Origin of the sequence: Leekyejoonella antrihumi (assembly GCF_007845645.1) — a bacterium.
Lineage (GTDB): Bacteria > Actinomycetota > Actinomycetes > Actinomycetales > Dermatophilaceae > Leekyejoonella > Leekyejoonella antrihumi.
Window position 1 is genome coordinate 1 of sequence record NZ_VCQV01000043.1, and the last position, 22,656, is coordinate 22,656.

Annotated in this window: 21 protein-coding genes; 1 reads left to right on the top strand and 20 read right to left on the bottom strand. The window is 68.0% G+C overall.

Annotation, left to right across the window (positions count from 1 at the left end):
* Positions 1-344: 344 nt before the first annotated feature.
* The 19 genes from tyrS to FGL98_RS21555 form a co-directional block, all read right to left on the bottom strand.
* Positions 345-1,610, bottom strand: a complete 1,266-nt coding sequence (tyrS, locus tag FGL98_RS21465; RefSeq protein ID WP_146320364.1) for a tyrosine--tRNA ligase — start codon at positions 1,608-1,610, stop codon at positions 345-347.
* Positions 1,611-1,675: 65 nt separating this feature from the next.
* Positions 1,676-2,281, bottom strand: a complete 606-nt coding sequence (locus FGL98_RS21470; RefSeq protein ID WP_146320366.1) for a DNA-3-methyladenine glycosylase — start codon at positions 2,279-2,281, stop codon at positions 1,676-1,678.
* A gap of 10 nt (positions 2,282-2,291) precedes the next feature.
* Entirely contained in the window at positions 2,292-3,728 is a 1,437-nt protein-coding gene (gene argH / locus FGL98_RS21475) for an argininosuccinate lyase (protein WP_146320368.1), read from the bottom strand.
* 66 nt (positions 3,729-3,794) lie between these two features.
* Complete coding sequence (locus tag FGL98_RS21480) at positions 3,795-4,292, bottom strand: arginine repressor (RefSeq protein ID WP_146320370.1); 498 nt, start codon at positions 4,290-4,292, stop codon at positions 3,795-3,797.
* Positions 4,289-5,236 carry an ornithine carbamoyltransferase gene (gene argF / locus FGL98_RS21485; RefSeq protein WP_146320372.1) on the bottom strand — a complete coding sequence of 316 codons (948 nt, stop codon included), beginning with the start codon at positions 5,234-5,236 and terminating at the stop codon, positions 4,289-4,291. The genes FGL98_RS21480 and argF overlap by 4 nt, the downstream gene beginning before the upstream one ends.
* Complete coding sequence (locus FGL98_RS21490; protein WP_146320374.1) at positions 5,233-6,420, bottom strand: acetylornithine transaminase; 1,188 nt, start codon at positions 6,418-6,420, stop codon at positions 5,233-5,235. The genes argF and FGL98_RS21490 overlap by 4 nt, the downstream gene beginning before the upstream one ends.
* Entirely contained in the window at positions 6,413-7,345 is a 933-nt protein-coding gene (gene argB, locus FGL98_RS21495) for an acetylglutamate kinase (protein WP_146320376.1), read from the bottom strand. The genes FGL98_RS21490 and argB overlap by 8 nt, the downstream gene beginning before the upstream one ends.
* A gap of 100 nt (positions 7,346-7,445) precedes the next feature.
* Positions 7,446-8,597, bottom strand: a complete 1,152-nt coding sequence (argJ, locus tag FGL98_RS21500) for a bifunctional glutamate N-acetyltransferase/amino-acid acetyltransferase ArgJ (protein WP_146320377.1) — start codon at positions 8,595-8,597, stop codon at positions 7,446-7,448.
* Positions 8,594-9,637 (bottom strand): N-acetyl-gamma-glutamyl-phosphate reductase, encoded by a 1,044-nt coding sequence (gene argC, locus FGL98_RS21505; protein ID WP_146320379.1) that lies wholly within the window; start codon positions 9,635-9,637, stop codon positions 8,594-8,596. The genes argJ and argC overlap by 4 nt, the downstream gene beginning before the upstream one ends.
* A gap of 230 nt (positions 9,638-9,867) precedes the next feature.
* A complete protein-coding gene (locus tag FGL98_RS21510) occupies positions 9,868-10,365 on the bottom strand; it encodes a GNAT family N-acetyltransferase (RefSeq protein WP_186526302.1) in 498 nt (165 codons plus the stop codon).
* Between the two features lie 55 nt (positions 10,366-10,420).
* A complete protein-coding gene (locus tag FGL98_RS21515; RefSeq protein WP_146320383.1) occupies positions 10,421-10,642 on the bottom strand; it encodes a hypothetical protein in 222 nt (73 codons plus the stop codon).
* A gap of 187 nt (positions 10,643-10,829) precedes the next feature.
* On the bottom strand, positions 10,830-13,358 hold the full coding sequence (gene pheT / locus FGL98_RS21520) for a phenylalanine--tRNA ligase subunit beta (protein WP_146320385.1): 2,529 nt from the start codon (positions 13,356-13,358) through the stop codon (positions 10,830-10,832).
* The gene (locus tag FGL98_RS21525; protein WP_146320387.1) at positions 13,358-14,452 is read right to left on the bottom strand and encodes a phenylalanine--tRNA ligase subunit alpha; all 1,095 of its coding nucleotides are present in this window, start codon (positions 14,450-14,452) and stop codon (positions 13,358-13,360) included. The genes pheT and FGL98_RS21525 overlap by 1 nt, the downstream gene beginning before the upstream one ends.
* Before the next feature lie 79 nt (positions 14,453-14,531).
* Positions 14,532-15,626 carry a sensor histidine kinase gene (locus FGL98_RS21530; protein ID WP_146320389.1) on the bottom strand — a complete coding sequence of 365 codons (1,095 nt, stop codon included), beginning with the start codon at positions 15,624-15,626 and terminating at the stop codon, positions 14,532-14,534.
* Between the two features lie 27 nt (positions 15,627-15,653).
* The gene (locus FGL98_RS21535; protein WP_146320391.1) at positions 15,654-16,445 is read right to left on the bottom strand and encodes a TrmH family RNA methyltransferase; all 792 of its coding nucleotides are present in this window, start codon (positions 16,443-16,445) and stop codon (positions 15,654-15,656) included.
* Positions 16,446-16,479: 34 nt separating this feature from the next.
* Entirely contained in the window at positions 16,480-16,872 is a 393-nt protein-coding gene (gene rplT / locus FGL98_RS21540; RefSeq protein ID WP_146320393.1) for a 50S ribosomal protein L20, read from the bottom strand.
* 55 nt (positions 16,873-16,927) lie between these two features.
* Complete coding sequence (gene rpmI, locus FGL98_RS21545) at positions 16,928-17,122, bottom strand: 50S ribosomal protein L35 (RefSeq protein ID WP_146320395.1); 195 nt, start codon at positions 17,120-17,122, stop codon at positions 16,928-16,930.
* 88 nt (positions 17,123-17,210) lie between these two features.
* Positions 17,211-17,828 (bottom strand): translation initiation factor IF-3, encoded by a 618-nt coding sequence (gene infC / locus FGL98_RS21550; RefSeq protein WP_146320416.1) that lies wholly within the window; start codon positions 17,826-17,828, stop codon positions 17,211-17,213.
* Positions 17,829-18,081: 253 nt separating this feature from the next.
* Complete coding sequence (locus tag FGL98_RS21555) at positions 18,082-19,242, bottom strand: MFS transporter (RefSeq protein WP_246136686.1); 1,161 nt, start codon at positions 19,240-19,242, stop codon at positions 18,082-18,084.
* A gap of 168 nt (positions 19,243-19,410) precedes the next feature.
* On the opposite strand from FGL98_RS21555, the gene FGL98_RS21560 reads away from it, so the two are divergent.
* Positions 19,411-20,766, top strand: a complete 1,356-nt coding sequence (locus FGL98_RS21560) for a cytochrome P450 (protein ID WP_222432328.1) — start codon at positions 19,411-19,413, stop codon at positions 20,764-20,766.
* Here the strand turns inward: FGL98_RS21560 and FGL98_RS21565 are convergent.
* The gene (locus FGL98_RS21565; RefSeq protein ID WP_146320399.1) at positions 20,714-22,648 is read right to left on the bottom strand and encodes a potassium transporter Kup; all 1,935 of its coding nucleotides are present in this window, start codon (positions 22,646-22,648) and stop codon (positions 20,714-20,716) included. The genes FGL98_RS21560 and FGL98_RS21565 overlap by 53 nt on opposite strands.
* Positions 22,649-22,656: the final 8 nt, after the last annotated feature.

Consider the following 22,656-nt stretch of genomic DNA (forward strand, 5'->3'; position numbering starts at 1 on the left):
AAACCAAAAAACCCAATCCCAGCCGAAATCAACAAAAGCAAAAAATGCTATCCATCGAAATCAACCAAACAAAAAATCTGGCATCAATCACTCGACACGCTGTTGAGTTCTCAAGAAACGATCTCTGCCGCAATTCCGGGATTCTCTCCCTTGCTTGCGGCGACTGGTTAAACTTACCATCCTGTTTGCGTCATTCCCAAATCGGGATTTGCGCGGATGTCGGTCGCTCCGGGACCGGCCATCTGGTCTCCCAGCTGTCCGTGCCTCCCGTAAGGCGACCTGCAGAACTGTACGGCAGCGATGGCCGCAGACCAAATTGAGCGGCGGCGCTGCCCCATCTTGCCTCAGCCGCGGCGGCGGCGGGCGGCCGCGAGGTGCTTGCGGCCGCGCTTGACCAGGGCGGTCTGACCGTGCAGGAAGTCCGCGTCGGACAGGGTCTGCTCGGGGTCGGTCACCTTGATGTTGTTCACCGACACCCCGCCGTCCTTGATCAGCCGGCGAGCGGCATTGCGGCTGTCTGCAACGCCGACGGCAACGAGTGCGTCCACGATCGTGTCGCCGGCGGCCACGGCCCCACCGGGAAGCTCGCCTGTCGCGTCCTTCAGGGTGGCTGCATCGAGCACGTGCACGTCGCCCTTGCCGAAGAGCGCCGCCGATGCGTCCTGTGCCGCTCGGGTCGCCTCGGCGCCATGCACGAGTGTCGTGACCTCGGCGGCAAGGGTGCGCTGTGCCTCCCGGCGGAACGGTGCGTCCGTGACCTGCTGCTCGAGTTCGGCGATGGCCTCGTACTCGAGGTCGGTGAACACCTTGAGCAGCTTGATCACCTCGGAGTCATCGATGTTGATCCAGTACTGGTAGAACGCGTATGGGCTGGTCATCTCGGGGTCGAGCCAGATCGCGTTGCCCTCGGACTTGCCGTACTTGCGCCCTGACGCGTCGGTCAGGAGCGGCGTCGTGAGCACATGGGCATGCCCGCCGTCCGCGCTGCGGATCAGATCCACGCCCGCCAGGATGTTGCCCCACTGGTCGACGGCACCGGTCTGCAGGGTGCAGCCGAACTCCCGAAAGAGGTGCAGGTAGTCAAGGGCCTGCAGGATCTGATAGCTGAACTCGGTGTAGCTGATGCCCTGGTCGCTGTTCAGGCGCGCCGCCACGGCGTCCTTCTTGACCATGGCGTTGACTCGGAAGTGCTTGCCGTAGTCCCGCAGGAAGTCCAGTGCGCTGATCCCCTGCGTCCAGTCCAGGTTGTTGACCATGGTGGCCGGATTGTCGCCGTCGAACGACAGGAACGACTCCGCCTGCGCGCGGATGTGTGCCACGGCGTCGGCTACCTGCTCCTTGGTGCGCAACACTCGTTCGGAGTCCGGTTTCGGGTCGCCGATCAACCCGGTGGAGCCGCCGACCAGACAGAGCACGCGATGCCCGGCCTGCTGCAAGCGACGAGCGAGCACGAGCTGGACCAGGTTGCCGAAGTGCAGCGACGGCGCCGTGGGGTCGAAGCCCACATACAGCGTGAGCGGCCCGTCGGCGAGTGCCTTGCGCAGCGCGGTCTCGTCGGTGGTCTGGGCCACCAAACCGCGCCACTGCAGCTCGTCGAAAATGTCGCTCACGGTGTCGTTCCTCTCGCCGTGCCCGGCCTGGTGCCGGGCCCTGCCACTAGGGTGCCGTATGCCGGTCAGCCTCTGCGACGGGGTTTTGCCGGACGGTATGCCGACACGCTCGGCTCGCCATCGATCCAGAAGCGCCAGGGGTATGCCGTGCCGTCTCCGCCTGGTCCGCTCAGGCCCACTCGTGGCCCGCACCTGATGCTGTCTGCGTCGACAGCGACAGCCGGGCCGAGCACGAACCCGGCCCCCGTCGACCCGATGGTGCTGCCGTTGTGACTCAGGTCGATCGCCAGGCACTTCGTCATTCGTGCCGGCCCGCGCGCCAGGTCCCGGTCGGAGGAGCGTCCACGGCGGCTGCGCGCCGTCGCCAGACCGTCGACGACGGCCCCGGCCCGCAGCAGCACCGCCGATGCCTCACCCTCGGGACTCAGCACAACGTTCATGCAGTGATGCATGCCGTAGGTGAAGTAGACGTACAGGTGCCCCGGTGGGCCGAACATGACCGCGTTCCGCCGAGTGGGACCGCGAAAGGCATGCGAACCCGGGTCGGCCACGCCGGCATACGCCTCGACCTCGGTGAGTCGCACCGTCACACCGCCATGGCCGACGATGCGACCGAGCAGGCTCCGCGCCGTCCGCAGGACTGGTGGCTCGTCGGTCGCTCGCTCCGCCATCGTGGAGACCTCAGACCTCGGCCGGGCCGGCCTGTGCCCAGTCGCGTGCCTGCCGGGCCTCGGCCGCGGCGAGCTCGAGCTGCTCGGCGACCCGGGCGGGCGCGGTCCCGCCGACGGCGTCACGCGACGCGAGCGAGCCCGGCACGCTGAGCACATCGTGGACACCGGGCGTGAGGTGCTTCGAGATGCGCTGCAGGTCATCGTCGGTCAGGTCCCACAGCTCGACTCCGCGCTCTTCGCACTCTCGGACGCACGCGCCGGCCACCTCGTGGGCGACTCGGAACGGCACACCCTGCCGGACCAGCCACTCCGCGATGTCGGTCGCGAGCGAAAATCCTTGTGGTGCAAGCTCTTCGAGCCGCTCTGGGTGGAAGGTCAAGGTCGCGACCATTCCGGAAAAGGCGGGCAGAAGCACCTCGAGCGTGTCGACGGCGTCGAAGACCGGCTCCTTGTCCTCCTGCAGGTCCCGGTTGTATGCCAGTGGGAGCGCCTTCAGGGTGGCCATGAGTCCCGACAGATCGCCGATCAGGCGCCCGGCCTTGCCCCGAGCCAGCTCGGCGACGTCCGGGTTCTTCTTCTGCGGCATGATGCTCGAACCCGTCGAGTACGAGTCGTCCAGCGTCACGAAGCCGAACTCCTTGGTCGCCCAGAGGATCGTCTCCTCCGCGATGCGGGAGATGTCGACCGCCGTCATCGCACTGATGAAGCAGAACTCGGCGACGAAGTCGCGCGAGGCCGTCCCATCGATCGAGTTGGCGGTCGCCCGGCTGAATCCGAGGTCGTGCGCCACGGCCTCCGGGTCCAGCCCCAGTGATGACCCGGCGAGTGCGCCCGACCCATACGGCGACTCGTCGGTCCGGCGATCCCAGTCCTGCCAACGCTGCACGTCGCGCAGCAACGCCCACGCGTGAGCGAGCAGATGGTGCGACAGCAGCACCGGCTGCGCGTGCTGCATGTGGGTGCGGCCGGGCATCGCCACACCAAGGTGCGTGCGCGCCTGCAGCACCAGCGCATCGACCACGTCCAAGACCAGCGCACTGACAGCGCGAGCATGATCGCGCAGATACATCCGAAACAGCGTCGCCACCTGGTCGTTGCGCGACCGTCCGGCTCGAAGCCGTCCCCCGACATCGGCGCCCGCGCGTTCGATCAGGCCACGCTCCAGTGCCGTGTGGACGTCCTCGTCGTCGGGCGCCGACGTGAATGCCTCGGACCGCACGTCCGCCAGGAGCTGATCGAGGGCCGAGAGCATCTGCCGGAGCGCATCTGCGTCCAGCAGGCCCGCTCCATGCAGGACCTTCGCGTGGGCGCGGGACCCGGCAATGTCATACGGCGCCAGACGCCAGTCGAAGTGAGTGGACTTGGACAGTGCGGCCAGAGCGTCCGCAGGACCTCCGGCGAAACGGCCACCCCACAGGCTCAGCCGGTCTTCGTGCTTGTCAGTCATCGCTGCTGCCCCGGTCTATGGTCTTTGCGGTCACTCCGGCTCCTCGTGTCATGGCTGCAGTCTGTCTCACTCGCCGCTGTCGGCAAGCGCCAGGAAGTACTCGGCGACGCCCGGTGCCGCCCTGGGTCCGCTGGCGACGACGATGATCGTGTCGTCACCGGCGATGGTGCCGTCGACCTCGGGTGGCTCTGCCTGGTCGATGGCCTGCGCAAGGTAGTTCGCCGCTCCCGGCGGGGTTCGCAGCACCACCAGGTTGGCCGACACCGTGGCCGTCACGAGCACCTCCGCGCACAGGCGCCGTAGGCGGGAGTTCATCTCGTGCGCCGCGCCGCCTCCTTGTGGTGTGCGGTCGCCGCCCTCGCCAGGGACGACGTAGAGCAGTTGCCTCCCGCGCCGCACCTTCGTCGCGCCGAGCTCGACCAGATCACGAGACAGTGTTGCCTGGGTGACGTCGACCCCGTCCGACAGCAGTCGCTCCGCGAGCTCGGTCTGTGAGCGAATCGGCTCTCGCTGGATGATCTCCACGATGCGCTGTTGTCGTGCGGTGCGCGTGCCCGCGATCATCCCTGGGCTCCCGCGGCGTGGTCGAGCAGAAAGCTGAGCAGCGCCTTCTGGGCATGCAACCGGTTCTCCGCCTCGTCCCACACCACCGACTGCGGCCCGTCGATCACGTCCGCCGAGATCTCAAACCCTCGGTAGGCCGGGAGGCAGTGCAGGACGATCGCGTCACCCGCCGCGTGGGCCAGCAGTGCCTCGTCGAGCCGGTAGGCCGCAAACGGAGACTCCTGCCCCTGACGTGCGGACTTCTCCTCCTCCTGCCCCATCGACACCCACGTATCCGTGACCATGACGTCGGCGCCGGCGGCCGCCTCCTCGGCATCGGTGCCGGCCGACACCGAACCACCCGTGGTCGACGCAATCTCGCCCGCACGTGCGAGCACCGCCGGATCCGGCTGGTGGGTCGACGGGCCGGCCACCCGCACCTGCATGCCGGCCAGCGCACCCCCGAGCAGGTAGGAGTGAGCCATGTTGTTGGCACAGTCTCCGACGTACGTCATCGTGAGGCCGGCAAGCTCGCCCTTGTGCTCGGAGACCGTCTGCAGATCGGCCAGGATCTGGCACGGGTGGAACTGATCGGTCAGCGCATTCACCACGGGCACACCGGCGTGGGCGGCCATCTGCTCGAGCCGCTCCTGCTCGTAGGTCCGCCAGACGACGGCCGAGACCTGACGACCGATCACTCGCGCAGTGTCCGGGATGGACTCCCGCGAGCCGATCTGCGCCAGCTTGCCGTCCACCACCATCGGGAAGCCCCCGAGCTCCGCGATGCCGACCGAGAAGGACAGCTGGGTCCGCAACGTGGGCTTGTCGAAGATGATCGCGACGGCTTGCGGTCCGGCCAACGGTTGACGGGCGTGCCGGTCGGCCTTCAGCTCACGCGCCCGCTTCAACACTTCTGCCTGCTCGGCCGGGCTCAAGTCGTCGTCACGAAGGAAGTGCCGGATCATGCCGTCGCCGCCTCGATGAGTCCCGGCAGGGCACCGACGAAGTCGTCGACCTGACCGAGGCTGAGCACCAGTGGAGGCACCAGCCGGATCGCCTGGGGACGAACGGGATTGATGATGAATCCGGCATTCATCGCGGCACTCGCAACTCCGGGTGCGATCTCGTCCCGCAACAGGATTGCCCGCATGAGGCCGAGCCCGCGCACACCGGTCACCTGGCTGAGCCCAAGCCCCTCGACGGCAGCGGCCAGGTAGTCACCCACCTCCTGTGCATGCTGGACGAGGCCTTCGGACTCGATGGCATCGAGCACGGCCAGTCCGGCAGCGCAGGCCAGTGGGTTGCCACCGAAAGTCGTGCCGTGCTGCCCTTTCGTGAGCAGCTTCGACACAGACTCACCGAACGTCACCATCGCACCGATCGGAACTCCCCCACCGAGCCCCTTCGCGATGGTGATCGCGTCCGGCTGGATTCCCGTGTGCTGGAAGGCAAACCACTTACCGGTGCGTCCGATGCCGGTTTGGATCTCGTCGATCACCAACAGCGCGCCCACAGCACTTGTCAGCTCGCGAGCGGCCTGGAGATACTCCCGGGACGGCACGATGACGCCCGCCTCGCCCTGGACGGCCTCCAGGAACACCGCGCCGACCTCCTCGGTGACGGCGGCACGCAGAGCCGCCACATCGCCATATTCCACATGCGTGACACCGGGAATGAGTGGCTCGAACGGCTCGCGGTAGGCGACCTTGTGGGTCAGTGCCAGGGCACCGGTGGTGCGGCCGTGGAACGCTCCCGTCGCCGCGACGATGCCGGTGCGTCCGGTGCGGCGGCTCAGCTTGATCGCGGCCTCGATCGCCTCCGTGCCAGAGTTGCCGAAGTAGACCCTGGAGCCCTCCGGCGCACCGGCTACCTCGAGCAGGCGCTCAGCGAGGCGGATCTGGGGCTCGGACGTGAACAGGTTGGAGATGTGCACCAGCTCGGCGGACTGCTTGGAGACTGCCGACACGAGGGCGGGATGTCCGTGCCCGAGCACATTGACGGCGATACCGCCGACCAGATCCAGGTAGCGCTTGCCGTCGGCGTCCCATACGTACGCGCCGTCTCCATGCGTGAGGACCAGCGGCGGACGCCCGAAGACGCCGAGCATGCTGGCCTCGTAGCGTGCGAGCAGCTCGGACTGCTTACTCATCGGTGGCCTCCTTGGACGTGGGGTTGCAGTCGTTGGTGATCATGGTGCCGATGCCCTCGTCGGTGAAGACCTCGAGCAGCAGTGAGTGCGGCTGCCGGCCGTCGACGACGTGCGCCTGGGCGACTCCGCCACGGATGGCTCGCACGCAGGCCTCCAGCTTGGGGACCATGCCGGAGTCCACCTGCTGGAGCAGCTGTTCGGCCGCGCTGACCGTCAGACCGCTGAGCAGGCTGCCCTTGTCCGGCCAGTTGCCGTAGATGCCTTCGACATCGGTGAGCACGACCAGCTTGTGCGCGTCGAGCGCCACGGCCAACGCGCCGGCGGCGGTGTCCGCGTTGACGTTGAGCACCTGGCCGTCATGATCGAGATCGGGTGCCACCGATGAGACGACGGGAATTCGGCCGGCCGCGAGCAGGTCTTCGACGGCGGCAGGGTTGACCGTCTCCACATCGCCGACCAGGCCGATATCCACCAGTTCGCCGTCGATCAGTGCGCCGCGCCGGCGGGCGCCGAACAGGGCACCGTCCTCGCCGGAGAGTCCGACTGCCAGGGCACCGTGCTGGTTGATCAGGCCCACCAGCTCCCGAGAGACCTGCCCGGTGAGGACCATGCGAACGACATCCATCACTTCGGGCGTCGTCACGCGCAGTCCGCCCTTGAACTCGCTGGAGATGCCGAGTCGGTCGAGCATGTCCTGGATCTGTGGCCCACCGCCGTGCACGACCACGGGACGCAGCCCGGCATACCGCAGGAACGCGACATCCTGTGCGAAGGCCAGCTTGAGGGCATCATCCGTCATGGCGTTGCCGCCGTACTTCACGACAACCAGTGCGCCGCGGAACCGCTCCAGCCAGGGCAGCGCCTCGACCAGCGTGCTGGCCTTGCTGGTCGCCTCGGCAATGGCGTTCACATCTCGAAGGCTCATCCGAGATCCTCGCAGTCTGTTGAATACGGTGCGAGCGAGGAATGCTCGGGGTCCCCGCAAAGTAGGGAGCGAGGCACGAACGAACAACTTTGCGGGGTGGTCATGTGCTGTAGGCCGAGTTCTCGTGGACGTAGTCGTGTGTCAGGTCGTTGGTCCAGACCGTGGCGGTCTGGGCGCCCGCGTGCAGGTCGACGATCACGTGCACGTCACGTACCGACAGATCGACCCCGGAGCGGTCGTCGCCCACGCCGCACCCACGGCATACCTGGACACCGTTGATGGTCACGTCCAGCTGGCTGGGTTCGAATGCTGCGGACGTCGTGCCGACCGCAGCCACGACCCGTCCCCAGTTCGGGTCGTTGCCGAAGACTGCGCACTTGAAGAGATTGTTGCGGGCGATGGCTCGTGCCACCTCCAGCGCATCGTCAACCGTTGCGGCGGAACGGATCTCGATCTCGATGTCGTGAGCCGCGCCCTCGGCATCTCCGATCAGCCGGCGCGCCAGGTCCGCACACACGCCCGTGACCGCCGTCGCCAGCTCGCGCCGATCGACCTGCACTCCCGATGCTCCGGACGAGAGCAGCAGGACGGTGTCGTTGGTCGACTGACACCCGTCCGAATCGATGCGGTCGAACGTCGTGGAGGTCGCCTCGGCGAGCACTTCGTGGAGAGTCGCGGCGTCGGCAACCACGTCGGTGGTGATGACGACGAGCATCGTGGCGAGCGAGGGCGCGAGCATACCGGCGCCCTTGGCCATCCCGCCGACGGTCCAGCCTTCACCGGTCACCACGCACTCCTTGGCAACGGTGTCGGTCGTCATGATCGCCTCCGCTGCCGCGTGTCCACCGTCCGCCGACAAGGCCGGGGCGGCGGCGTCGACACCGGCGAGCAGCGTGTCCATCGGGAGCAGCTCGCCGATGAGACCCGTTGAGCAGACGGCCACGTCACCGGCCGAGACCTGCAGCCGCTCGCCCACGTGCTCGGCCGTGCGATGGGTGTCGGCAAAGCCCTGTGCGCCGGTGCAGGCATTCGCACCCCCCGAGTTGAGCACGACGGCGTCGACACGACCGTCGGAGACGACCTGGCGACTCCAGGTGACGGGTGCGGCCTCGACCCGGTTGCTGGTGAAGACGGCCGCGGCGTCCCGGTTCGGTCCGTCGTTGATGACCAGCGCGACATCGGGACGCCCGCTGGGCTTGAGGCCGGCGGTCACGCCCGAGGCCCGAAACCCCTTGGCTGCAGTCACGCTCATGGTGAAACTCCTGTGGTTGGAAGAGCCGTGCCCTCGGGCAGGCCCAGCGCGAGATTCATGCACTGCACCGCGGCGCCGCCGGTCCCCTTGGTGAGGTTGTCGACCGCGGCGACGACGACGACCCGGCCGACCCGCTCATCGACGGTGACCTGCAGCTGGAGAACGTTCGATCCCAGCACATTTCCCGTGTTGGGCCACCGTCCATCCGGCAGGAGCTGCACGAAAGGTTCGTCGGCATAGGCCTTCTCATAGACCTCCCGGACGGTGTCACCGGTCGCTCCGTGGGCGAGGGGTGCACTGCAGGTGGCGAGGATGCCTCGCGGCATCGGCGCCAGGGTCGGCGTGAACGAGACCTTCACCGGTTCCCCCGCCGCTGCGGTGAGGTTCTGTTCGATCTCTGGCGTATGCCGGTGCACGCCGCCGACGCCGTAGGGGCTCATCGCGCCCATCACCTCGGAGCCGAGCAGATGCGGCTTCAGCGACCGTCCGGCGCCTGACGTGCCACTCGCGGCGACGATGACGAGGTCGCGCAGCTGCACCTGTCCGTCGGCCACTGCAGGTGCGAGCGCAAGGCTGCACGCGGTGGGATAGCACCCCGGCACCGCGATCCGGTGGCTGCCGGCCAGCACCTCGCGCTGCTTGCCGCCGCCGACACGCACGAGCTCCGGCATACCGTAGGGCCACGAACCAGCGTGCGCGGTGCCGTAGAACCTCTGCCATCCGGACGGATCCGTCAGGCGAAAGTCCGCACCGCAGTCGATGATGACGCTCCGTTCGTCGAGCGCCTCGGCGACTGCTGCGGACGCACCGTGCGGAAGCGCCATGATGACCACGTCGTGCCCGTGCAGAACCGCAGCCGTGGTCTCCTCGATCACCCGATCCGCGAGCGGCACGAGATGCGGCTGGTGCTGCGCCAGGGTGGAGCCCGCGCTGCTGCCCGCTGTGAGTGCACCGATCTCGACGTCTGGGTGCCCGAGGAGGAGCCGCAGCACCTCGCCGCCGGCATACCCACTCGCACCCGCTACTGCTACCCGAACCATGTGCATGAATATACACACTCACGCATATTCATGCACATGCGGTCTCCGGTGGGTACCCAACAGTCGACCAACTATCGTCTCAACCTGCGGGACCGGGTCGCAGTATTCGAGATCGCAAGTTCGGCTCCTACGACTCGCCGAGATCGCAGCATCTGGCCCCACTTTCGATTCTGGGACCCGAAAGTGCGAACTCGCGGTCGGCTGAGCTCGCCGCCGGCCAACCCGTCCGCCTACGGCTCGAGACGGAGCTGGTACCACCGAGTGTCGACCCACTGATCGAACTTCCGACCGACCTCGCGCAGGGTGCCGACCAGCTCGAACCCGAGGGACTCGTGCAACGACACCGACGCGGGATTCGGTTCCGCCACGACGGCCACCGCGCTGTGCATCCGATCCGCCCGGAGCAGCTCGAGCAGATGGGAGTACGCCAGACTGCCCAGACCCTGACCCACCGCGTCGGGTAGCAGGTAGACCGACGTCTCCCGAGTGCGCGCGTATGCCGGACGAGGGCGGAACCGGCTCGAGCAGGCGTAGCCGGCCACCGTGCCGTCGCGTTCGACGACGACCAGGTGGTCGCCGCGCTCAGCGCTCGACAGCCTCTCGCGCCAGTAGGACAGCGGCGGATCGGTGACGTCGAAGGTCGCGACGCTCTCCCGCACGGCGTGCCCATAGATCTTTGCGAGGACCGGCACGTCCTCAAGCCGGGCGGCCCGGATCACTGGCGACACCGCTTCAGCGTATGGCAGGCGGCTTCGACGCGACCCTCGACCGAGAGTTGGCCGCCTACCCCGCCCGCTGAGTGTCGGCATCCGGGGATGCCTCAGGCGCGAGTTTCGACGCCTCCCTCCGGCCCGCAGCCGGGTCGTACATGTCTTCGACGAGCGGCACCGGGAAGTGATCGCCGGGGTGACCTTCGGGACGGCCACAGGGCGTCAACGTGCCTTCGGTGAAGAAGTCACGCAGTGTGCCCTCGCACCGCATCGTGTCGATCGGGCGGGTACCCACGGCAGACGCGCTCCCTGCTCGGGCCGTCTGCCGATCCGACGCCATTCGCCTCGAACCGGACGTAACAACGCTATGGCCTCGGCTCCTGGGGATGATGGCGTCCACAGTCACAGTGTCGTCTAGCGACTCAGCGGTGGACCAGCAAAACGAGCCATGTAGCTCCCTGCACTCGGACCTCGCAAAAACTCTAGGTCCGCTGGACGGCACCCGTCGCAGAACCGGCAGCCGCCACCGCACGGTCACGGAGGGTGTTGACCTCCTGGGTGGTCAGGGTGCGGTCGAGGGCACGGAAGGACAGCCGATACGCCAGCGACTTCTTGCCGTCCTCCACCTGATCTCCCTGGTAGGTGTCGAAGAGCACGATCTGCTCGAGCAGGTCGCCGGCACCGCTACGTAGCACGGCCTCCACCTCGGCGGCGGTCACGGACTGGTCGACCACGAGGGCGACGTCGCTCTGGACCAGCGGATAGGTCGCGATCGGACGGGACACCACGGCCTGATCGCTCGCGTGGATGAGCACGTCCACATCGATCTCGGCGCCCACGACCCGGGCCGGGAGCCCCAGTGCCTGACACACCTTCGGGTGCAACTCGCCGGCGTGACCGACCAAGGTGCCGTCGGGCAGAGCGAAGCATGCACAACGCCCGGGGTGGAACGGCATGGCGTCGTCGGCTCGGACGCTCACCTCGAGCGCCAGCGCGGTCCCTACCGACCGCACCAGGGCGACGGCGTCAGACCAGTCGGCAGGGCGGCCGGCGCCCCACCAGCCGGCGTGCTCGGTCTCTCCGCTGAGCAGGATCGCCAGGTGCCTCGGCTGCGGTGGGACCGCGGCACGAATCGCATCCAGCACCTCGGGCGCCGGGTGCACCCCCACCGGTGACGTCAGTGCGTGCTGCTGCTCGCCCTCGCGCGCGAGCACGAGGCCCAGCTCGAAGATGGCCACGTCCTTGACGCCGCGCGAGATGTTGCGGCGAAGCGTGTCGACCAGCGTGGACAGCACCGAGATCCGCATCAACGGCTGCTGCTCGGACAGTGGATTGGCGATCCGCACGGTGCGCGCCCGTGCCTGCTCCGCGTCATAGCCAAGGGCCACATGCCGCTCATCGCTGACGAACGGCGCGGTCCACACCTCCGAGAGCCCCTGTGCGGCAAGCGCATCGGCAACGACGCGACGAACCCGCTGCCCATGGGTCAGGCCTCGCCCGCCGGGTGGAGTCGGCAGGATCGACGGAATCCGGTCATAGCCCTTGATCCGGGCGACCTCCTCGACCAGGTCCGGTGCCGTATGCAGATCGGGCCGCCAAGATGGCGGGACCACCGAAAGCGCATCGCCGGAGGTGTCAACCTCGCAGCCGATCTCACGGAGTACACCGACGACATCGTCCGTCGAGTAGTCCACGCCGACGAGCCGGCTGGGCAGCGTCGGATCCAGCTCGATCGCCTCTGGAGTCGGTGGGGCACCCACGTCGGTCACACCCTGGTCGACGTTGCCTCCACCCAGCTGCACCAGCAGGTCCACCGCCAGCTGCGCCGCAGCCGGCGCCGCCTGCGGGTCGACACCGCGCTCGAACCGGCGAGCCGCCTCCGACGGCAGCTTGTGTCGGCGCGACGAGCGCGCCACTGTCGTCGCGTCGAAGTGCGCGGACTCGATCAGCACATCGGTGGTCGACGCCGTGACCTCGGAGTCCTCGCCGCCCATCACACCGGCGATCGCCAGCGCCTTGTCACCACCGTCGGTGATCAGCAGGTCCTCGGGGTAGAGCGCACGCTCGACGTCGTCGAGGGTCTTGAGCTTCTCTCCCTGCCTGGCCCGGCGCACCACGATCGGACCCTGCAACGTCTGCACGTCGAAGGCGTGCAACGGCTGACCGAGAGCGAGCATGACGTAGTTCGTCACGTCGACGGCCAGCGAAATGGGGCGCATCCCGGCCTCGGTGAGACGGGTGGCCAGCCACGCCGGTGTCGCGGCAGTGAGATCGATCCCCCGCACGATCCGGGCGACGTACCGATCGCAGCCCTGGTTGCCGCGCAGCGGCGCGTCGTCCTCGAGCCGCACCTCGTAGCCTGCCTCGTTCGAGGCCGGCGCGCGTGCGGCGAGATCGAGTGCGGGGTCGGTGAACTCGGCGCCCGTGGCGTGCGCATACTCGCGGGCCACACCACGCAGCGAGAAGCAGTAGCCACGGTCCGGGGTCACGTTGATCTCGACGGTCTCGCGGTCCAGGCCCAGCAGCGGGATCGCGTCGTCGCCCGGCTTCACGTCCGCGCTCGGCAGGAGGTCGGCAAGCCGGATGATGCCACCCGAGCCGTCGTCCGGCAGACCGAGCTCGTCGGCGGCACAGATCATCCCGGCACTGACGTGGCCGTAGGTCTTGCGCGCCGAGATCGCAAAACCTCCGGGCAGCTCGGCGCCCGGCAGCACCACGACCACCAGCTCGTCGACCTGGAAGTTGTGCGCGCCGCACACGATGCCCTGGGGCTCGCCGGTGCCATTCGCAGCGCCGACGTCAACCGAGCACCAGTTGATGGTCTTGCCGTTCTTCTGCGGCTCGGGGTCCAGGGTCAGAACCTTGCCGACGACGAGTGGACCGGTGACCTGCCCCCCGTGCACGCCCTCCTCCTCCAGACCGACCTGCACCAGACTCGCCGCGACGTCCACGCCACGCGCATCCTTGGGCACCGCGACATACTCGCGCAGCCACTCCACCGGCACCCGCATCAGATCTCCATCCCGAACTGCGCGCCGAAACGCACATCTCCCTCGATCAGCTCTCGCATGTCCGACTGCCCGGTGCGGAACTGCAGCGCGCGGTCGATGCCCATGCCGAAGGCAAAGCCTGAGTAGCGATCCGGGTCGACCCCGCAGGCGCTCAGCACGTTGCGGTTGACCATGCCGCAACCACCCCACTCGATCCATCCGGTGCCGCTGCACGACCGGCACTGCGGATTGCTGCCGCGGCACACGAAGCAGCGCAGGTCCATCTCGGCGCTCGGCTCGGTGAAAGGAAAGAAGGAGGGTCGCAGCCGCGTGGTGATGTCGTCACCGAACAGCTCGGACGCGAGCCGGTCCAGAGTGCCCTTCAGGTGGGCCATCGTCAGCCCCTCGTCCACCGCCAGGCCTTCGAGCTGGTGGAAGGCGGGCATGTGCGTGGCGTCCAGCTCATCGGTGCGGTAGACCCGGCCGACGCACGCGATGTAGAGCGGCACCCCGCGTTCCAGCATCGCGCGCGCCTGCACCGGCGAGGTCTGCGTGCGCAGCACCAGGCCCGAATCGGCGGGCTCGACATAGAACGTGTCCTGCATCTGCCGCGCGGGGTGGTCGATGTCGAAGTTGAGCGCGTCGAAGTTGAACCACTCGGCCTCGACCTCGGGGCCTTCGGCGATCTCCCAGCCCATCCCGACCATGAGGTCGGCCATCCGCTGCCCCATCAGCTCGACCGGGTGACGTCGCCCGAGCGGTCGACGCGCCGGGATCATCGTGACGTCCACCGACTCTTCGACGAGGATGCGCCGGTCGCGATCCGCCTCGAGCTGCGCCTGCCGCTCCTTGACCGCCGCACCGACCTGCCCGCGTGCCTTGCCGACCCGCTTGCCGGCCTCTGCTTTGGCCGTCGGGGGCAGCGCGCCGATCCCCCGGTTCGCCAGTGCCAGCGGGCTCTTGTCCCCCTGGTGCGCAGTGCGGGCCGCCTTCAGCTCGTCCAGCGAGCCGGCACCGGCGAACGCGGCGAGCGCGTTCTGCACGGCCTGGTCGATGGCGGCCGGGTCGAGTGCACTGACCTCGACCGGGTCGTCCTGCATGTTCAGGCCTGACATTGCTCTCATCTCGGGTGGGGGGTGTGGCGCTCGGCAGCCGCGATTCTATCGGCGACCGCTCCGTTGCTGCACGGAGGTTTCAGCGCAGCGACTTGGGTAGGTCGCTCGGCAGGGTCACCCGGAAAGTGGCGCCCGGGCCTTCGTCCAAGACCGTGACGTGCCCACCGTGCGCCTCGACCAGGCCGCGCACGACATACAGCCCGAGACCGCTGCCGGTCTTGCGCCGCGCATCCGCCTGCCAGAAGCGCGAGAAGACCACCGTGCGCTCGTCCAGAGGGATCCCCGGGCCCTCGTCGGAGACATCGAGCATGATGTTGTCGCGCCCGGAATGCACATGCGCACGGACCTTTCCCGCGCCGTGCCGCACCGCATTCTGCAAGAGGTTGTCGACGATCTGCGCGACCCGGTCGGGATCTGCCCACAGATCTGTGCCGTCACTGTCATCGATCACGCTGAACCTCGTCGGGTCCTGGCCGGCGCTCACGATCCGTGCGACCCGCTCCGAGACGGCCGCTGTCAGATCCAGCGGGCGTCGGTGCAGGACCAGGCGTCCGGTGTCGAGTCGGGAGATGTCCAGCAGCTCCCCGACCAGTCGCGACAGCCGCTGTGCGTCGGTCTCGATCGCGTCCAGCATCCAGCGCTTCTGGTCATCACGCAGCTGCGACCATCTGCCGGCGAGCGTGCGGGAGAATCCACTGACCGATGCGAGCGGAGAACGCAGCTCGTGCGCGACGGTCGTGATCAGCGCCGACATGTCCGCCTCGATCCGGTCCCTCGCCCGGGTGTCGCGCATGGACATGATGAGGAAGCGCAGCGTGCGATCGCTACGTCGGATGTGCCGCGTCGCCAACAGGACGGTATGCCCCGACGAGACCGCCACCCGGCACTCCGGCGAGCCGCTGCGAGTGCGCAGGCCGCCCCAGGGGTCGTTCCCCTCCCACCAGCTCGAACCCGCCGCGTCGAACAGCGGCAGAGCCGTCCGCACATCCTGGCCGACCATGGTGCGCAGGGGTAGACCGGTCAGCCGTTCCGCCCGGCTGTTGGCAAGCATCAGCCGATGTTGGGCGTCCGCAAACACGATGCCCTCCGGCAGCTGCTCCATCAGATCGACGTAGCTGCCGGCGCTCAGCCGCTCCCCACCTGGGCTGAACGGAAGGTCAGCAGGGGTGTCCATGCTCCCCAAGCCTAACGACGCCGCTCCTCACGTGCGAAGGGCACCCGCGCTGGCATACATGCAGCAGGTGGCGGCCATCGCAAGGTTCAGCGACTCCGCACGGCCGTAGATCGGCACCCGCACGACCTGGTCGCACAGCGACCGGATCTGCGGATCGAGGCCCCACGCCTCGTTGCCCATGACCCAGGCGTGCGGCGTCTGCAGCTCCACATCGGGCAGGAGGTCGGTGCCGCCGCCGTCGGCGGCGAGCACTCTGAGGCCCCGGTCACGGCACACCGCCAGGATGGTCTCGATGCTCTCACCGATGGAGATCGGAAGGTGCCAGAGCGATCCGACGCTCGAGCGCACGACCTTGGGGTTGTAGATGTCGACGCTGGCGTCGCTCACCACGACACACCGGGCTCCGGTGGCATCGGCCCCGCGGATGACGGTGCCGGCATTGCCGGGGTCGCGCACGTGGGTCAGCACGACCACGAAACCCGGCCCGCCGTCCAGGGCGGCCGCAAGAGGGACGTCGACAGGGCGGCATACGGCCAGGATTCCCTGCGGATGCTGGGTGTCGCTCATGGCACCGAGCACGTCGGGACTGCACTCGTGCACGGGGATCCCGGCGGTGCGAGCGGACTCGATCAGGGCCGTATGCCGGGCACCACCTTCGGGATCGCCGTAGACGTCGAGCACGGTCTCCGGCCGGAAGCCGAGCAGCTCCCGGACCGCCTGCGGCCCTTCGGCGACGAATCGCCCGGCTCGCAGACGTGCCGAACGCCGACCCAGCGCGTGCACTGCCTTGACCCGCTCGGCGCGGGGATTGGTCAGCACGGGCGTGGGCCGGCGTGGGGCGATGGTCGGGCGATTAGGCAGCGCTGTCCGCGCCGGCTGCACCGGTCACGGCAGGCACGTTCGCCCTGGCGATCTCCACCAGCTGGGCGAAGGCCGGCGCGTCGTTGACGGCGAGCTCGGCCAGCATGCGACGGTCCACCTCGATCTCAGCGGCCTTGAGGCCCTGGATGAAGCGGTTGTAGGTCATCCCGTTCGCACGGGCACCGGCGTTGATCCGCTGGATCCACAGACGGCGGAAGTCACCCTTGCGGGCGCGACGGTCCCGGTAGGAGTAGGACATCGAGTGCGTGACCTGCTCTTTGGCCTTGCGGTACAGCCGTGAGCGCTGGCCGCGGTATCCGCTGGCCTGCTCGAGAACGGTACGACGCTTCTTCTGGGCATTGACTGCCCGCTTCACGCGTGCCACGTGAGTGCTCCTTCTGGTTCAGGGGGCCCGGGTGGGGCTGGAAATGAAAAGTTCTCTACTTGCCGAGCAGGCGCTTGATCCTGCGCTCGTCCGCGGGGGCCACGACCACATCGGGCACGAGGCGGCGGGCGGCGCTGCTGCTGCGCTCCTGGAACTTGTGCACGTGACGCGCGCGCTGGCGCATCACCTTGCCCGAGCCAGTCACCCGGAAACGCTTCTTGGCACCGCTGTGGGTCTTCATCTTCGGCATGTGGCCGATCTCCTTCTGCTCATCGAGGCCATCGGGTGACGCTCGGTGTGTGTGTACGTGGCTCGGGTGTCGCCGCCGGGGCGACCGGTCAGCTTTCCGACTTGGCAGGCTCGGGCTGGGCTGCCGCGGCCTTGCGGCGGCGGTCCTCGGCGCGGGCTTCGGCCTTCTTCTTGGTCGGTCCCAGCACCATCACCATGTTGCGACCATCCTGCTTGGGCGCGCTCTCCACGAACCCCAGCTCCGCCACGTCCTCGGCCAGCCGCTGCAGCAGGCGGAAGCCCAGTTCGGGCCGGGACTGCTCGCGACCGCGGAACATGATGGTCACCTTGACCTTGTCACCGGCCGAGAGGAAGCGGACGACGTGGCCCCTCTTGGTGCCGTAGTCGTGCGGATCGATCTTCGGTCGGAGCTTGATCTCCTTGATGACGGTGTTGACCTGGTTCTTGCGGGACTCACGGGCCTTCACGGCGGCTTCATACTTGAACTTGCCGTAGTCCATGAGCTTGGCCACCGGAGGCTTGGCCTGCGGCGCCACCTCGACCAGGTCGAGATCGGCCTCTGCGGCCAGCCGCAACGCGTCCTCGACGCGCACAATGCCGACCTGCTCACCATTGGGTCCGACCAACCGCACTTCCGGGACCCGGATGCGGTCGTTGATACGGGGCTCGTCGCTGATGTCTGCTCCTTCGTTCGTCGTCGCTCTCAATTCCCTCGGAGACAAAGAAGGGCTCCTCGTCACCGAGGTGCACGAGGAGCCAACGCTGCGTCCAGGAGGGTGATCGTCGGACGACCATCGAACCTTCTCGCCGCTGGGGCGAGATGCTCATATCCTGACCGAACCCGGTGACATGCCTGTCGCGCGGGTGGAAGCTAGGCTTCTCTTGCACACTGATGCCTACGCACCAGTCGGTGACGCAAGACTACCAGCAGCGCCGCGGCAAACCCAATCGTGGGGTGCGTTAGGCGGCGAGAGCGTGCTGCGCCACGAACCGGCGGCGCAGCTTCATCGCGAACCAGCCGCCCCCGGCGACCACCACGCCCAGCGCCGCCACCGAGAGGAAGCCGCCCCGGAACCCCAGGTGGTCGATGGCCACACCGGCCAACGGCGCGCCGACGGCCGACCCGGCGGTCATGAACGAGCCGTGCCAGCCGAGAGCCTCTCCGCGGGCCACCCCGGGCACCATCCGGCTGACGGCGTCGACCGTCGAGGTCACGGTGGGAGCACAGAACAGACCCGCCACGAAGGCCAGCGCGCCGAGCCGGACGATGCCGCCCGCCAGCGCCATCGGTGCCGTGACCATCGCGAGGCCAAGGAGGAGGGCGAACGGGGAGATCGCTCGAGAGAGCGTCCCGTATACGAGCCCGCCGATCACCGACCCGAGGCTCCAGAACACCAGGACGAGGCCCATCATCGCCACGGCGTTCCACTCCTGCACGGCCGCGACAATGGATACGTCGCTGCCCGTCAGGACGATGGTGCCTGCTGCGGCAGCACCACAAACAGCCACAAACCCGGGCCGGAACCATGCACGTCTGGGGACCGTCGGCACGCCTTCCAGCCGCACCGTGTCAACGGCACGTAGCGAGGGGTTCTGCCACCAGAGCAGCGCACACCCGACGACACTGAGCATCTCCACTCCGAAGAGCACGTATGCGGTCGACACGAACGTCGTCAACCAGACGCTCACGAGCGGCCCCACCATGTACGACAGCTCCAGAATCACGCCGTCCAGCGACAGCGCGGTGCGCCGGTCGTCGATCGACACCGCGGCCATCACGCCCTGGCGGATTATCGAGAACGTGGGAGCCGCGAACAGCCCTCCCACGGTGGCAAGTAGGAGCAGCTTCCAGTAGCCGACGAAGGGTGCCACACTCCAGCAGAGACCTGTCATGACCAGGGACGGAAGGACGACCTTCCGCAGGCCAAAACGGTCCAGCAGTCGGCCACGGAGCGGCTCGGACGCCGCCACGGCAAGGGTCGCGCCGGCCGCCACCAGACCGGCGGCGGTATAGCTGCGACCGAGCCGTTCCACCACATGCAGGGTGAGGATCACGCCGGCACTGAAGATCGGGATGCGGATGAGGAAGCCGAGCAACAGGATGCGGCGCGCATCACTCACTTCGAGGACACGACGGTAGGGCGTAACGGACACCGCTAAATAGTTCCATATCGAAGTTCTTGACGCGAATGCGATCACGGTGATCTACGCCACTTCCGCTGACCTCCTTGTTCGCCCTGCGACAACTGCGTACGTTGAACGGGTGCGAGGACTACCCGGGGCTGCGCAGTGAGCATCGTCAACGAGACTCGCGCGGCGATCGCCTTCAGCCAGGAGCTCTACCGCACCCGCCTGGCCACCGCCTACCACGGGCATCTGCATCGGGACCCCGTCGCGCGCCTGCGCCTCGCCGAGGGGCGCACCGACCCGTACCGCATCTATGCCGAGCTGCGGCCTCACGGGCCGCTGGTGCCGACCAGGCTGGGCAACCTCGCCACGGTCGACCACGCCGTCGCAAGCACGGTGCTGCGCAGCGCCTCCTTCGGCGTTCGCCCCGTCGATGAGCCGGCCGGCACCGAGGCGACCTTCGATCTGTCGTTCCTCGACCGCAACGAGCCCGATCACAGCCGGTTGCGCCGGGTGGCCGCACCGGCCTTCCGGCCACGGCTGGTGCGCGGCTATCAGGAGCGGATCGACCAGTTGGTCAGTGGGCTCATCGACCAGCTGGAGCGCCGCGGCACGGCAGACTTCGTCGCGGACCTGGCCGCTCCCCTACCCATCGCCGTCATCACGCAGATGTTCGGCATCGACGACACCGTCGGCATCGACGCTCAGGCCTTCGCCCGCTACGGAGCCGCCCTCGGCGGGTCGCTCGACGGCATCCACTCACTGCGACACGCCCGCGAGCTGATGGAGGCGGGCACCGCCCTGCTGGCGATGTTCGACCAGCTGCTCACGCTGCGCGCCCGCGAGCCGCGCGACGACCTGCTCAGCGTTCTGGCGGCCGAGCGCGGAGACCAGGTCCGGGCCGCCGAGCTCGTGCCGATGTGCACCCTGCTGCTGGTTGCCGGTTTCGAGACGACCGTCAACCTCCTGGGCAACGCTCTGCAGGCGCTGCTCGACCACCCGGACCAGTGGCGGCTGTTGACCGAACAGCCCGATCTGGCGGCGCAGGCCGTGGAGGAGACGCTGCGATGGAACCCGCCGGTCCAACGCACAGAGCGGATCGCGTTCGAGGACCAGGAGATCGACGGCATACGCATCCGCAAGGACCAGTGGGTGATGCTGCTGCTCGGCGGCACCGGCCGGGACCCGAAGGCCTTCCCGGATCCCGACCGCTTCGACATCACCCGGTCGCACGCCCTGGAGCACCTCGCGTTCTCCAGCGGAATCCACTACTGCCTCGGTGCGCCACTGGCCAGGCTCGAGGCGACCGTTGCCCTCCAACAGCTCGCCACCAGACTCCCCCAGCTGCGACGCAACGGCCCGGTCACCATGCGCCGGACCACCCTGATCCGCGGGCCGCTCCACCTTCCGGTGGCGCCGGGCCCACCCGGCCGCCGTCGCGACCAGCCCGTCCGCGAGCGTCCCGCTAGAGGGGGACCTGGCTGCCCATCGCCACCGTGCGGTCCTCCGGCAGGCTGAAGTAGTCGATCGGAGTCGCGGCGTTGTGCGCGAGCGCGACGAAGAGCCGCTTGCGCAGCTTGCCCATGCCCGGCTTGCTGCTGCGATGCACGGTGATGCGCGACAGGAAGTAGTACACCTCGTCCGGATCGACGTCCACTCCCTGCAGCTGCGCCCGGCGCAGGGCACGGGGCAGGTTCTGGTCATCCTGGAACCCGTAGGTGATCGTCAGGTGGATGATCCCGTCGTCGGGGCTGCCGACATCCTCGACCTTGATCCGCTCCGTCGGCGGCACGTGCGGGACGTTGGCGGACCGCATCGCGACGATCAACACCTTCTCGTGGAGCACGTTGTTGAACGACACGTTCTCCCGCAGCGCGAGCGGTGTCGTCTCGTGGTTGGGGTGCAAGAAGACGGCGGTGCCGGGCACCCGGTGCGGCGGGTTCTCCGCGCAGTTGGTGAGGAACGACAGGATCGGGCCCTCGATGTGCGAGCGTCGCTCGGTTACCAGCGTCTGCCCGCGATGCCAGGTGAGCATCACGGTGCACACACCGCCGGCGATGAGCAGCGGTAGCCAGCCCCCGGTGAGAACCTTGGTCAAGTTGGCGGAAAAGTAGGTCAGCTCGAGCCCACCGAACACCACTCCGGTGACGACCAGCTTCCAGCGGCTCCAGTGCCACGCCGACTCGGCGTAGACCAGGAACAGCGTCGTGGTCAGGATCAGCGTGCCGGTCACGGCCAGGCCGTATGCCGTCGCGAGACGCGACGACGTCCGGAAGATCAGCAGCAGCACCAGGACACCGGCGTACAGCAGGTAGTTGACCGAGGCGACGTAGATCTGGCCGCCCTCGTGCTGCGAGGTGTGCCGCACCGTCAGCCGCGGGAGGTAGCCGAGCCGCTCGGCCTGGGACGAGACCGAGAACGCGCCGGAGATCACCGCCTGCGACGCGATGATCGTGGCGACCGTCGCGAGGACGACCAGCGGCAGCGCCATCGTCGAAGGCGCCATCTTGAAGAACGGGTTGGACACCGTGCTCGGGTCGCGCAGAATCAATGACCCCTGGCCGAGGTAGTTGAGAGTCAGGCACGGGAAGACGAGGCAGAACCACGACCGGCGGACCGGAGACCGCCCGAAATGGCCCATATCGGCATACAGCGCCTCCGCACCGGTGATGGACAGCACGATGGCGCCCATCGCGATGAACGCGATCCCTGGATGGTCGACGAAGAACAGGATCGCGTAGGACGGCAGCAGCCCCTTCAGCACCGCCGGGTGCGGCAGCACGTGGTCCAGACCCATGATGCCGAGCACGAGGAACCAGACCACCATGATCGGCCCGAACAGCCGCCCGACCACGTGCGTCCCGAAGCGTTGCACCGCGAACAGCCCGGTCAGGATCACGGCACCGATCGGCAGCACCAGGTGCTGCAGGCTCGGCGCCGGCACTTCGAGGCCCTCCACTGCCGACATCACCGAGATCGCGGGCGTGATCACACTGTCGCCATAGAACAGCGACGCCCCGAGGACGCCGAGCAGCATCGCCAGCTTGAACCGCCGACCTCCCGCCCGGACGGTTCGGTGCGCCAGGTGCGCGAGCGCCATCACGCCGCCCTCGCCGTCGTTGTCGGCGCGGAGCACGAACACCACATACTTCAGCGTCACGATCAGGGTGATCGACCAGAACACGAGCGACACCACGCCATAGACGTCGCCGGGAGTCGTCTTGACCATCCCGTGGTCACTGCTGAACACCGTCTGCATCGCATACAGCGGGCTGGTGCCGATGTCGCCGAACACGACTCCGAGCGCCAGGACGGACAGACCGAGCCGGCCGCTGCCCTGTCTGGGCGAGGGTCGTTCGTTCTCGATCGCGTCCTCAGCGGGCGCCGATGTAGTGGCCACGGTCGGTC

Excerpts from the sequence above, each read along its gene's own strand:
- pheT (WP_146320385.1), bottom strand. The coding sequence starts at position 13,358 with ATGCGGGTGCCGGTGGAGTGGCTGCGCGAGTATGTCGCGGTGCCCAAG.
- FGL98_RS21470 (WP_146320366.1), bottom strand. The coding sequence starts at position 2,281 with ATGGCGGAGCGAGCGACCGACGAGCCACCAGTCCTGCGGACGGCGCGG.
- argJ (WP_146320377.1), bottom strand. The coding sequence starts at position 8,597 with ATGAGCGTGACTGCAGCCAAGGGGTTTCGGGCCTCGGGCGTGACCGCC.
- argB (WP_146320376.1), bottom strand. The coding sequence starts at position 7,345 with ATGAGCCTTCGAGATGTGAACGCCATTGCCGAGGCGACCAGCAAGGCC.
- FGL98_RS21525 (WP_146320387.1), bottom strand. The coding sequence starts at position 14,452 with ATGTCAGGCCTGAACATGCAGGACGACCCGGTCGAGGTCAGTGCACTC.
- FGL98_RS21480 (WP_146320370.1), bottom strand. The coding sequence starts at position 4,292 with ATGATCGCGGGCACGCGCACCGCACGACAACAGCGCATCGTGGAGATC.
- FGL98_RS21530 (WP_146320389.1), bottom strand. The coding sequence starts at position 15,626 with ATGGACACCCCTGCTGACCTTCCGTTCAGCCCAGGTGGGGAGCGGCTG.
- argC (WP_146320379.1), bottom strand. The coding sequence starts at position 9,637 with ATGGTTCGGGTAGCAGTAGCGGGTGCGAGTGGGTATGCCGGCGGCGAG.
- argF (WP_146320372.1), bottom strand. The coding sequence starts at position 5,236 with ATGATCCGGCACTTCCTTCGTGACGACGACTTGAGCCCGGCCGAGCAG.
- rpmI (WP_146320395.1), bottom strand. The coding sequence starts at position 17,122 with ATGCCGAAGATGAAGACCCACAGCGGTGCCAAGAAGCGTTTCCGGGTG.
- FGL98_RS21490 (WP_146320374.1), bottom strand. The coding sequence starts at position 6,420 with ATGAGTAAGCAGTCCGAGCTGCTCGCACGCTACGAGGCCAGCATGCTC.
- argH (WP_146320368.1), bottom strand. The coding sequence starts at position 3,728 with ATGACTGACAAGCACGAAGACCGGCTGAGCCTGTGGGGTGGCCGTTTC.